Origin of the sequence: Kiloniella sp. (assembly GCF_048270245.1) — a bacterium.
In the GTDB taxonomy this organism is placed as follows: Bacteria; Pseudomonadota; Alphaproteobacteria; order Kiloniellales; family Kiloniellaceae; genus Kiloniella.
The window spans coordinates 111,741-123,784 of record NZ_JBLWTH010000007.1; the positions used below are offsets into that span (position 1 = coordinate 111,741).

The following is a 12,044-nucleotide window of genomic DNA, read 5'->3' on the forward strand; positions in this document are numbered from 1 at the left end:
CCTGGAGACCGCCTGATTAAATACTGAAATCAGGCATTGCGGCTGTGGCCTCGCTGGGAATGTTTTGTTTTCTTGCTTCGTCGCAAAGTTGCTCAATGGTTATTTTGTCGAAACGCTCCATTATTTCCTTTTGCATGTCAACCCAGATCGGGCGAACGACATTGATACCAATGTCAGACCCCTCGTTTTCGCTGGCAGGATCTGATGCACCCTCCAAATCTCTGACAACGCGGATAATTTCACCGACAGTTATGCGCCGTCTTTCCTTTGCTAGGCGGTAACCCCCACGCGGTCCTCGTTGACCTGCAAGAACACCGTTATGAACCAGTTGTTGAAGCACCTGTTCAAGATAGCGTCTTGGAATGCCTTCCCGACGTGATATTTCAGTTGATCGTACAGGTGCAGAGCCTGCGTGGTAAGCGATATCTACTACTGCTTCTATTGCAAAGAGTAGTTTTTTTGATAGCCGAAGCATTTTTTATTTCCCAGTCCCTATTATTCCTGAGCAAAGACGCCTGTTGATCCAAAACCACCTTCTCCACGTAATGTATCCTCTAGTGAATCTACTGTGGACCAACGAGCCTGAATACAGGGAGCCACCACCATCTGGGCGATTTTTATGCCTCTTTCGATAGTGAAGGTTTCTTTGCCAAGGTTGATCATAATAACACCGATTTCTCCACGATAGTCGGCATCTATTGTCCCTGGCGTATTTACCAGAGTTATTCCGTGTTTTAGTGCTAAGCCTGATTTCGGTCTTATTTGAGCCTCATAGCCATCAGGCAGTGCGATTTTGAGGCCGGTTGGAACCAGTGTGCGATCGCCCGGTGCCAATTCGATTGTCTTATTAACGGCAGCAAGAAGATCCATCCCAGCTGATTGTGGGGTGGCATAAGAGGGAAGGGGTAAGCCTTCTCCGTGAGAGAGACGAATGATCGAAATCTCTACGTTCATACAAGTTCTTCCTGACATGTTTGCTTGTTATTAAGCGTTGAGGATTAAGTAGTCTGCTATACGCTTGGACAGCTTTTCTGCTGCTGCGTCTTTTGTCATTTTATGCCATTTTTCGACACTGCTTTTATCAATTAAAAACAGCGTGTTGTCGTCTCCACCAAAAGTTCCTGTCTCTGGAGATACATCATTTGCCAGAATCCAGTCGCATCCCTTTCTTTCTCGTTTTGAGATTGCGTTTTCGGTTACCTGCTCTGTTTCCGCAGCAAAGCCGATGACAAGCCCGGGACGATTTGGCCCTGACTTTGACAGAGTTGCCAAAATATCGGGATTTTGAACAAAGCTAAGCGTTGGTGCTTCTTCACCGCTTTTCTTTTTGATTTTCTGTTTACTCTGTTCTGCCACTCGCCAGTCAGCAACAGCCGCAGCACAAATGGCAATATCTGCGGGGAGGGCGCTTTGGCATGCCGCAAGCATTTCTTCTGCACTTGTGACGGAAATAAAATTGATCCCATTGGGAGGCGGCAATTTGGTCGGGCCGGACACCAATGTAACGTCAGCGCCGAGTTGTTGCATAGCCTTAGCAATGGCATAACCCTGTTTTCCTGATGAATGATTTGCAATGTATCTGACAGGATCAAGGGCCTCATGAGTAGGCCCTGCTGTGACGAGGGTTTTTATGCCGGTAAGTGGCTTTTTCGACGGAGTAGCAAAATAGTTTTCAATTGCTTTAAGAATTTCGGCTGGTTCAGACATGCGGCCGGGGCCAAATTCACCACAAGCCATGGAACCTTCATCAGGACCGATGACTTTGACACCGCGATCGATCAAGGTTTTTAGATTTTCCTGTGTAGCAGGATGCTCCCACATACGTACATTCATTGCTGGCGCAATAAGAGTATCTTTGTCTGTAGCGAGTAGAACCGTGGATGCAAGATCGTCTGCACGTCCCTGGGCCATCTTGGCCATGAAGTCGGCACTTGCAGGGACGACAACGACCAGATCTGACTGGCGTGAAAGCTGTATGTGTCCGATTTCGGTTTCATCAGTAAGTGAAAAGAGATCAACAAACGTCTTTTCACCCGTAAGGGCCGAAACGGAGAGTGGCGTAACAAACTCTGATCCGGATTTGGTTAGGATTGCACGCACAGAGACATCGCGCTCTTTAAGGCGACGAATTAACTCCAGAGATTTGTATGCTGCAATACCACCAGTAACCACCAGTAGAATGCTTTTGCCAGCTATCATTATTAAATGTACTATTTCACTGTAAAATTGCGTAAATTAACATATTAATTTTTTGGCTAAATCACTCAGTTGTCAACAGTAGATGTTAATAATTGTTAACTATTGAAGAATATAAAATTTACAGCAAATCCAATGGAAAATGTGAAACTGGCAATTGCGATGATAAATGCCCACTTGGCTGTGCCACTACTTTCACTGTGAAAGTCTTGAATAGTTTTGTCGTGTAATCGCAGACCTTGCTGAGAGAAAACCCCTGATGCTGCCTCAAGATTATGAATTAATTTAGGGAGTGCTTTGAGGCTGTCAGAGAGATTTGTGACACCTTCCTTGACAATGGCTTCTGGTCCTCGGTTCTCGATGATCCATTCTTCGACGAGTGGTTGTGAAATTGCCCAAAGATTTAGATTTTTTTCAAGCCCTCGACTGACGCCCTCTGCCATAACCATATTTTTTTGTAATAACAGTAGGTGTGGTTGAATTGTCATATCAAAGGATTCGGCCAGATGCAGCATCTGACCCAGCAACTTAGCAAAAGAAAAGTCGCTTAGATCTTTTCCCATTATTGGTTGGCAAACCGATCGCAACGCTTGAGCAAAGGTCTCTATCTTTTGATTTGGCGGAATCATCCCGGCGGCAACATGGGCTTTTGCCAGCTGGAGATAGTCTTGTTTCAAAAGGGCAATGAGCATGTCCGCAAGAAAGTGGCGGGTGGATTTATCTATTCGACCCATGATGCCAAAGTCGACTGCGACGATTCTGCCGTCGTCGCCGACAAACATGTTACCTGGATGCTGGTCCCCGTGGAAAAATCCATCGCGGAAGACCTGATTGAAAAATATTGCAGCGGCGGTTGTCAGAACTTCTTCCAGATCATGTCCGGCATCAAGCAGCGCCTGACGATCATCTAGCGGAATTCCTTCGATTCTGCTCATGGTCAGAACGCGACGGGCAGTCCTATCCCAATCAATCTCTGGTGTGTCATAGGTGTAGTCGCCCGCAAAGTTGTCATTAAGCTCGCACGCTGCGGCAGCCTCCATCCGGAGATCCATTTCAAGGCGCACTGTCTCGTGAAATGTCTCAACGACTTCGGTTAATTTGAACCGCTTCAGTCCAGGACGTGCTTTTTCCAGTAATCCAGCAAGACTGTAGAAAAGGGTCAGGTCCTTTTTGAAATCTTCTTCGACACCGGGCCTTAAAACTTTAACAGCAACCAGATTGCCATCCAGAGTTTCTGCAAAGTGTACTTGGGCAATAGAGGCGGCTGAAACAGGTGTATCGTCAAAAGACAGGAAGAAGTCGTCGATCTTTCCTTGTAGTTCTCGTTCGATGATCGCAATCGCTTTCTTGCCATCAAAAGCGGGAAGTTGATCCTGTAAATGGGCAAGATCTTCTGTAAACTGGTCGCCAAGAATATCTGCACGGGTAGAAAGGAATTGTCCGAGCTTTATGTGGCTGGGACCAAGTTCAGTTAACGCTGCGGCTAACTTTTGTCCGGGCCGAAGTTCGGTATTCTTTTTGGATGCTTTGCGGGCAATCCACACAGCAATAGCGGCAAGCTTGCCGGGGACAAGGCGTCTTTCTTCGAGCACAGCTAAGGCATCGTGACGGGCAAAAACACGGGCAATTTGGAAAAGACGAAGAAGGGTCGCTATATTTTTGAACATTAAATGTACTTCATTGAAATATCTAGATACGCCATCCGCAATGTATAGCGGCAACCCCACCTGTGTGGTTTCTATAGCTGCATTTTTCGAAACCGGCCGTCTGCATCATGGAAATCAAATCGTCCTGCGGTGGGAAGCGGCGAATTGATTCGGCGAGATATTGGTACGATTCGCGGTCATTCGCGACCAACTGTCCCATATTTGGTAGGATTTTAAAGGAATACTGGTCGTAAATCTGATCCAGAATTGGCATGACAACTTGGCTGAACTCAAGACAGAAAAAACGTCCCCCTGGTTTTAAAACGCGTCTGGCCTCTGCCAAGGCCCGGTCAATATGGGTCACGTTCCGAAGACCAAAGGCAATGGTGTAGGAATCCATACTCCGGCTTGGAAAGGGAAGGCTCTCGGCATTACCGCAGGTCCAGCTAAGTCCCTTCAAAATGCCCTGATCAATGGCTCTGTCTCTGCCGACAAGCATCATATCCGGTGTCAGGTCACAAACCGTCACGGGGCCGGCCTTATCGCGTCCGACACGGTCAATAATCTGCATGGCAATGTCGCCTGTCCCGCCAGCAACATCCAAATGGGCTTCGCCTGGTTGTGGGTTAATCCAGTCGATCAGAGATGCTTTCCATAATCGATGAACCCCCCCACTCATGAGGTCATTCATGATATCGTATTTGCTTGCAACGCTTTCAAAAACGCCACGGACACGATTTTTTTTGTCGGTTACGGAAACCTCTTCAAACCCGAAGTGAGTTGTTTCTGCTGAAGATTGTTTGTTTGTTTTATTTGCCATTAGAAAGTTCCAACTGCGAAGCTCTGGAGCAGTTATATTGCTGTGGCTTGTGTAAAGCACTTTAGTGTTTCTGCTTGAATGATATAGTACTGCTGCTTGTCGAACGCAAAGGAAAACAAGGTTATGCCAGAACTGCCCGAGGTCGAGACTGTTATGCGTGGCTTACGCCCTAGTCTTGAAGGGAGTATACTCAAAAAAGTCACACAAAGGCGAAATGATCTCCGCTTTCCTTTGCCTGAAAATATGGCAGCGCGACTAACTGGTCGTAAAGTTGAGCGGTTAAAGCGTCGCGCAAAGTATGTGCTTGCGCATCTTGATGATGAAATGGTTTTGTTTTTTCACCTCGGGATGTCTGGTCGGGTGACAATTTTGCAAGGGGATAAGCGTCCACCTCTTGGGGCCCATGATCATATTATTTTTGAAACTGATGGGGGGGACGAAATTAGATATTGCGACCCGCGTCGTTTTGGTATGATGGACCTTGTTCATATTAATGATCTTGAAACCCATAAGGCTTTTAAGGATCTGGGGCCGGAGCCCCTAGGGAATACGTTTAACGGGCCAGACTTTTTTGCACGAATCAAGAACAAGAAAACCAATATCAAGGCGACGATACTGGATCAACGTGTTGTCGCCGGGATTGGGAATATCTATGCCTGTGAAGCTTTGCACCTATCTGGAATATCACCGGAAAGACAGGCGCAGAGCCTGACCGCCGAAGAGGCCGATCTTTTGGTGATAACCATCCGCGATGTCTTGAACAAAGCGATTGAGGCTGGTGGGTCCAGTTTGCGTGACTATGTTCAGGCTTCAGGCGAGCTGGGGTATTTTCAGCATTCCTGGACAGTATACGGGCGCGAAGGAGAAGCTTGTCGAAAGTGCAATGATAAAGATGATGCCCAGTTTCTCATAGAGCGTATTCAGCAGAACGGACGCTCTACTTTTTATTGTCCCGTTTGTCAGGGCTAAGGTTGTGATGAAGATGATTAATCTAATGCTACGAATTGTTCCAATTACCTCAAAAGCGCTTTGCGGATTGGTTCTGGGTTGTGCGCTAATGTTAGCAAGTCCTGTTCTTGCATCAGAAGGGGGCTTCTTCACGGGTAGTGGAGGTGTACCAATCGTTCCGGGTATGGAAGAGATGGAAGAGCTCGGGGTTGTCTTTGACAAGCCAGAGGGCCGTATTGTTGAGGCCTTTGCTTCGGGGCATTTGTCGCAGGGTGATGTGAGAGAGTTTTATGGTCGGGCATTGCCGCAGTTGGGTTGGGAAGTTGTTGGTGAAGGATTGTTTGTTCGTGAAGGTGAAGTTTTGAAAATTGAGATCCTCGAAGGTGTGGAAAACAGCAGATCGATTCTGCGAATTATTCTCGCGCCCTCACAATAAACATACGGCACTCTGCTAATCGAAAATTGTGCAGCCAGAACCAGAAATATCACTAGAACCAGCAATACGTTCTGAAGCTGTAAAGTTAGAAATATTTACTAAAGAAATTACGATACTGCGCACAGCAAAACTGAAACCAAGCAAATATGAAATCAGGAGCCGAGCTTAAAATGACATATGAATATATCGCCGTTGAAAGGCATGACCGCGTTGGTCTTATCAAACTCAATCGTCCAGAAGCTCTGAATGCCCTGTGTGTCGGTTTGATTGACGAATTGGGTAAAGCCGTTTCAGAATTTGAAGCGGATGATGCGATTGGCTGTATGGTTGTCACGGGATCTGAAAAGGCTTTTGCGGCAGGCGCGGATATTAAAGAGATGGTTGGTAAGGATTTTCAATCGGCCTATCGGGAAGATTTTATCACCGATGATTGGGAGGTTCTAGCAAAAACAAGAAAGCCTGTAATCGCCGCTGTAGCCGGCTATGCATTGGGCGGTGGGTGCGAAGTCGCTATGATGTGTGATTTTATCATCGCGGCAGATACAGCCAAATTTGGTCAGCCTGAAATCACTATTGGGACCATTCCTGGTGCGGGGGGGACACAACGCCTTACGCATTTAATTGGCAAGGCAAAAGCAATGGATATGTGTCTAACTGGTCGCATGATGGATGCTGAAGAAGCAGAACGTAGTGGTCTGGTAAGTCGTGTTGTTCCTGCCGCGGACTTGATGGAAGAAGCTTTGGCTGCGGCAAAAAAGATTGCAGGTTTCTCTTTGCCGGTAACCATGATCGCTAAAGAATCCGTTGATAGAGCCTATGAAACAACTCTTACCGAAGGACTCCGTTTCGAGAGACGGGTTTTTCATTCAACCTTTGCTTTGGACGATAGGCGCGAAGGCATGACGGCTTTTGTTGAAAAGCGTAAACCCGAGTGGAAACACCGTTAATAGGGCTGGTTTAGCAATGTTTGTCTGTTGGTTCTACTGTTGAAAACGGGATAGCGAATAGGCAAGCGAGGGCCTTAAAGTGATACATTACGTCATTGTATGTTCACAAAACTGACTCATCACGCTTGACGAACACACAAGGCACCGTTATAACGCCGCAACTTTCGAGATTCATTATTACTGAAGAATAGGCGCCTATCGATGGCTAATCATCTTTCTGCGAAGACCCGGATCCGTCGTAACGCTCGTCGTTATGAACTGAACGCATCACGTCTCGGTCGCATTCGCACTTTTGTTAAGAGTGTTGAAGCTGCGATTGGCGACGGCGATAAAACTGCTGCTCAGGAAGCTTTTAAAGCTGCTCAACCTGAAATGCATCGCGGTGTTCGTGCTGGTATCTTACGCAAAAACACAGTGTCTCGTAAGCTGTCCCGTTTAAACGGACGCATTAAAGCACTGGGTTAAGTTATTCTTCCCATTTATAGGATGGGTTGAAAGAAAGTCGTACTCTTTTTGAGTGCGACTTTTTTTATGTGGAGTCGCTTGGATTCTCTGGTGTTCCGGGTGTAATTTTATTGCTTGCAGGTCGGGTCATACTAGATTTAGTGGGTCGGCTTTTAGATGATACCCAAGGGCTGAATTTTGTAGAAAAAATGTCATGTTCTTGATCTGATCGTATTGCATGAAATGTCATTGCCGAGTACATTACATCCTCTCGGGAAGGGAAATTCATAATTAAAATATGGTTTGCTCTGCATAATATTTCTGCGAGTTTAGATTATTCCGTCCTTGATAATTAGAGTGTAAGTAAAACCTAAAATTTTATTGATTTTGGGGTTGTTTTTATTTTGTCTTTACACGGGAATCTTTGGTTCATTTGTTGATTTGTTCATATTTGAACTTAATCGTGATGATTAATGTGTTATTTATATTTGTTAGTGTGTACGGGCGGGGAGGCATATGGCTCAGAGTGAGGTGGTTTTATCTTTTCAGGAGCAATGGGATCGTGTGCTTGGAAAACTGCGTACAGAAGTTGGCGAGGCCGCTTATCGCAGCTGGCTAAAGCCACTGTCATTGTTGTCTGGTGGTGAATCCTTTATTCGTATGGCTGTGCCGACACGTTTTATGCGCGATTGGGTTGCGAGCAACTATCAGGATCGAATTCAAGCGCTTTGGCTCGAAGAGATCGGGGCTCCTATTGGTGTTGAGATTGTTGTTCTATCTCCATCCCGTCCGGTACCAAAACCTGCTATCGTAGACGTTAAGGGTGAACCCGAGGTGTTGCGCGCCCAAGAGAGAGGGGCACCGGTTTTACCTGTTGCTTCTGGTGTGCCTATAGAGGCTGTGCAGGAAAGCGAAGTTCAGCAAATTACGGGGTCTTTAGATCCTCGGTTTACCTTTGAAAATTTTGTGGTTGGGAAGCCGAACGAACTTGCCTATGCGGCAGCTCAACGTGTTGCTGACGCCGAGGCAGTGCCCTTTAACCCTCTTTTTCTTTATGGGGGCGTTGGTCTTGGTAAAACGCATTTGATGCATGCTATTGCGCATCAAATTCGTAAAGCACACCCTGAAAAAAAGGTTATTTATCTTTCTGCTGAGAAGTTTATGTATCAGTTTGTTCGTGCTTTACGGACAAAGGATACGATGTCCTTTAAAGAACAGTTCCGTTCAGTTGATGTGTTAATGATCGACGACGTTCAGTTTATCGGTGGGCGGGAAGCAACACAGGAAGAATTTTTCCATACTTTCAACGCGTTGGTTGATCAGAATCGCCAGGTTATTATTTCTGCGGATAAAAGTCCTTCTGATCTGGAAGGTGTTGAAGAACGTATGAAATCTCGCCTTGGGTGGGGGTTGGTTGCTGACATCCATCCGACAACATACGAGCTTAGATTGGGTATTCTCGAATCAAAAGCCGAACAGTTGGATGTGAAGATCCCACAAAAGGTTGTCGAATTTCTTGCGCATAAAATAACATCTAATATCCGGGAGCTGGAAGGAGCGCTGAACCGCATTGTTGCTCATGCAACACTTGTTGGGCGTTCGGTTACTCTGGAAACTACCCAGGAAGTGTTGCACGACCTTCTAAGGGCAAATGATCGCCGGGTGACAATTGAAGAGATTCAAAAGAAAGTCGCTGAACATTTTAATGTACGTGTCTCGGATATGCACTCTGCCCGTCGTGCCAGAGCAGTTGCCCGGCCTCGACAGGTTGCAATGTACCTTTCAAAACAGCTGACATCGCGTTCGCTACCTGAAATTGGGCGCAAATTTGGCGGTCGTGACCATACAACTGTTATGCATGCTGTGAAGAAAGTTGAAGAATTAAAGTCCACAGACCTAGAGTTTGCAGAGGATATTGAGCTTCTCAGCCGGATGCTCGAAAGCTAAGTCAGCCAAACGCCATTTTTTAGGCTTAACGACACTGGCAATCGAGGATAGTCTTCATCATTTTACTCATATCTCCTTGATGTGATTCCAAGATTTTGGAAATTCACCTCATAAGTAGATAAGATGTTATAATTGTTTTCCTTCTGTGAACTAACCCGCTATACTTTCTGCCCGAGTCCCACCCTGAAAGTCCTAGGGCTGTCAATGATGGGATGCGGGCTAATCGTGACCTTGTTCTGCGGTGTTACTCAGAAGGGGTTTGAACTGGTACTGATGAAAGATACGGACTGAGTCATAGCATCATGAAGTTGACAATCGAACGCTCTGCATTGTTGAAATCCCTGGCACATGTTCAAAGTGTCGTCGAACGCAGGAATACTATTCCAATTCTCTCCAATGTTTTAATGGAAGCGAAAGACGGGAAGTTGTCCTTGACGGCAACAGACATGGATCTGACCATTGTTGATCAGGTTGAGGCAACAGTTGTTGATGCGGGTGTAACGACTGCCCCTGCGCATACTTTCTATGACATTGTGAGAAAGCTTCCCGATGGTTCCGAAGTCGAACTGACGTCCAACGCTGAAACCGCACAGATGACCCTTAAAGCCGGTCGTTCTACCTTTACGCTTCAGACACTGCCGCGCGAAGATTTTCCCGCTGCTGGCGTTGCTGATCTGCCTCAGGTTTTTGGTATTCAAGCAGGTGAATTAAAGAACCTGATTGATAGAACCCGCTTTGCGATATCAACTGAAGAAACCAGATATTATCTGAACGGTATATACGTTCATGCGACAGAAGCCGAGGGCATCCCTGTGTTACGCGCTGTTGCCACAGATGGCCATCGTCTGGCACGGTTTGAAATGCCATTACCTCAGGGTGCAGAAAACCTTCCCGGTGTGATTGTGCCGCGTAAAACGGTCAATGAACTTCGCAAGCTGATTGATGAAACCAATGATCCGATTGAAGTTTCTCTCTCTGAAACAAAAATCATGTTCCGTTTTGATTCAACGGTTCTGAGTTCTAAGTTGATTGACGGCACATTCCCTGATTATCAGCGTGTTATCCCAAGCGGTAACGACAAGAGCTTGGTTCTGGATTGCAAGACTTTCTCTGCCGCTGTTGATCGTGTTTCCACGATTTCTACAGAAAAGAGCCGTGCGGTTAAAATCACGCTAGACGGATCGTCACTGACGCTTTCTGCGACGTCGGCAGAAAATGGTAGCGCGGTCGAAGTTCTGGAAGTGAATTACGAGGGAACGTCCCTCGATATAGGATTTAATTCCAGATACCTTCTGGATATTGCGCAACAAATCGAAGGTGATTCTGCAGAGTTTTTAATGGCTGATGCTGCTTCCCCAACGATTGTCCGGGATTCTGCTGATACATCTGCGCTTTATGTGCTGATGCCGATGCGTGTTTAATCGGATCTGGATCAAACAGTCTTATGCAGGCTGCCGCCCAGAATGGAACGTCATTTGTGACTGACGAAACCTTGTCAGAAAACCTTTGGTTGCGTCGGGTTGTTCTTACCCAGTTCCGTAATTACGAACGCGCGGAAGTTACGGTAGATGCGCGACCAGTGATTTTAACGGGGGCAAATGGTGTCGGTAAAACCAATTTGTTAGAGGCGATTTCACTCATGAATCCTGGGCGGGGTTTACGGAGTGCGTCCTTGCCGGAAATTGCGAGAAGGTCGAGACCTGAAAAACCAGAAGCTTGGGCCGTTGCCGCAGAAGTCATGACCGAAGATGGACCACGAGATGTGGGAACCGGTCGTGATCCTTTGAATATGAACGGAACATCCCGAGAGCGTCGTATTGTCCGTGTCGACGGAGAGACCTGTAAAAGCCAACAAGCGTTGGCAGAGGTCTTTTCTACGATTTGGCTAACGCCGCAAATGGATGGTTTGCTTAGGGATGGGGCCGCTGGGCGTCGCAAGTTTTTAGATCGATTGGTTCTTGGCTTTGACCCTGCACATGCAGGCAATACCAATGCCTATGATCATGCGTTGAGAGAACGATCACGTTTACTCAAAGCAGGAAATACGGACAAGGCATGGCTGTCCACGTTGGAAGATAGAATGGCAAGACACGGTGTGGCAATTGCTGTTGCGCGTCGTGAGATGACTGAAAAACTGATAGATGCTTGTGCGCAAACTATTGGTGATTTTCCCATTGCTGGCTTGGCTTTGGAGGGATCTGTTGAAGGTTGGTTAAAAGACAAACCTGCCTTGTTGGTAGAAGAAGACCTGAGATCCTGTTTGGCTGACAGTCGATCAAAAGACGCTGTTACAGGCGGGGCCTCGTGGGGACCACATCGAAGTGATCTAGTGGTTCACCATCTTGAAAAAGATATGCCGGCTTCTCTGTGTTCAACAGGTGAGCAAAAGGCACTTTTGTTATCTATTGTTCTGGCTCATGCGCGATTGGTGATGTTGGAACGGGGGGCAGCACCCTTAATGTTGCTGGACGAAGTTGTTGCGCATCTTGATGAAAAACGGCGCAAGAGCCTCTTTGATGAAATACTACACTTGCGTTGTCAGGCCTGGATGACAGGAACTGATGCGAATGTCTTCACAGACATGGGCGAAAAAGCGCAGTATTTAACGATTAAGGACGGGGCTGTATTTTTGGCCCACACGGGGGAATAACTTCGTGAAC

12 protein-coding genes are annotated in these 12,044 nt (G+C 46.7%); 7 read left to right on the top strand and 5 right to left on the bottom strand.

The annotated features are described in order from the left end of the window. Window positions 1-16: 16 nt before the first annotated feature. From ACN0W5_RS15735 to ubiE, 5 genes are all read right to left on the bottom strand, one after another. Complete coding sequence (locus ACN0W5_RS15735) at window positions 17-475, bottom strand: RrF2 family transcriptional regulator (protein WP_417455033.1); 459 nt, start codon at window positions 473-475, stop codon at window positions 17-19. Window positions 476-495: 20 nt separating this feature from the next. After that, the gene (gene dut, locus ACN0W5_RS15740) at window positions 496-954 is read right to left on the bottom strand and encodes a dUTP diphosphatase (RefSeq protein WP_417455034.1); all 459 of its coding nucleotides are present in this window, start codon (window positions 952-954) and stop codon (window positions 496-498) included. A gap of 30 nt (window positions 955-984) precedes the next feature. Beyond that, window positions 985-2,199 (bottom strand): bifunctional phosphopantothenoylcysteine decarboxylase/phosphopantothenate--cysteine ligase CoaBC, encoded by a 1,215-nt coding sequence (gene coaBC / locus ACN0W5_RS15745; protein ID WP_417455035.1) that lies wholly within the window; start codon window positions 2,197-2,199, stop codon window positions 985-987. A 95-nt stretch (window positions 2,200-2,294) separates the two neighbouring features. Beyond that, window positions 2,295-3,863, bottom strand: a complete 1,569-nt coding sequence (ubiB, locus tag ACN0W5_RS15750; protein WP_417455036.1) for a 2-polyprenylphenol 6-hydroxylase — start codon at window positions 3,861-3,863, stop codon at window positions 2,295-2,297. Window positions 3,864-3,885: 22 nt separating this feature from the next. Then, a complete protein-coding gene (gene ubiE / locus ACN0W5_RS15755) occupies window positions 3,886-4,662 on the bottom strand; it encodes a bifunctional demethylmenaquinone methyltransferase/2-methoxy-6-polyprenyl-1,4-benzoquinol methylase UbiE (RefSeq protein ID WP_417455037.1) in 777 nt (258 codons plus the stop codon). 123 nt (window positions 4,663-4,785) lie between these two features. Here ubiE and mutM point away from each other — a divergent pair, with 123 nt between their 5' ends. From mutM to recF, 7 genes are all read left to right on the top strand, one after another. Next, complete coding sequence (mutM, locus tag ACN0W5_RS15760; protein WP_417455038.1) at window positions 4,786-5,631, top strand: bifunctional DNA-formamidopyrimidine glycosylase/DNA-(apurinic or apyrimidinic site) lyase; 846 nt, start codon at window positions 4,786-4,788, stop codon at window positions 5,629-5,631. A 7-nt stretch (window positions 5,632-5,638) separates the two neighbouring features. Then, complete coding sequence (locus ACN0W5_RS15765) at window positions 5,639-6,046, top strand: hypothetical protein (RefSeq protein WP_417455039.1); 408 nt, start codon at window positions 5,639-5,641, stop codon at window positions 6,044-6,046. A 170-nt stretch (window positions 6,047-6,216) separates the two neighbouring features. Then, window positions 6,217-6,993 (top strand): enoyl-CoA hydratase, encoded by a 777-nt coding sequence (locus ACN0W5_RS15770; protein WP_417455040.1) that lies wholly within the window; start codon window positions 6,217-6,219, stop codon window positions 6,991-6,993. Between the two features lie 201 nt (window positions 6,994-7,194). Further along, window positions 7,195-7,458 carry a 30S ribosomal protein S20 gene (rpsT, locus tag ACN0W5_RS15775; RefSeq protein ID WP_299378107.1) on the top strand — a complete coding sequence of 88 codons (264 nt, stop codon included), beginning with the start codon at window positions 7,195-7,197 and terminating at the stop codon, window positions 7,456-7,458. Between the two features lie 495 nt (window positions 7,459-7,953). Next, entirely contained in the window at window positions 7,954-9,384 is a 1,431-nt protein-coding gene (gene dnaA / locus ACN0W5_RS15780; protein ID WP_417455041.1) for a chromosomal replication initiator protein DnaA, read from the top strand. A gap of 302 nt (window positions 9,385-9,686) precedes the next feature. Further along, a complete protein-coding gene (dnaN, locus tag ACN0W5_RS15785; protein ID WP_417455042.1) occupies window positions 9,687-10,805 on the top strand; it encodes a DNA polymerase III subunit beta in 1,119 nt (372 codons plus the stop codon). Between the two features lie 56 nt (window positions 10,806-10,861). After that, window positions 10,862-12,034, top strand: a complete 1,173-nt coding sequence (recF, locus tag ACN0W5_RS15790; protein ID WP_417455043.1) for a DNA replication/repair protein RecF — start codon at window positions 10,862-10,864, stop codon at window positions 12,032-12,034. The last annotated feature ends 10 nt before the right edge of the window (window positions 12,035-12,044 follow it).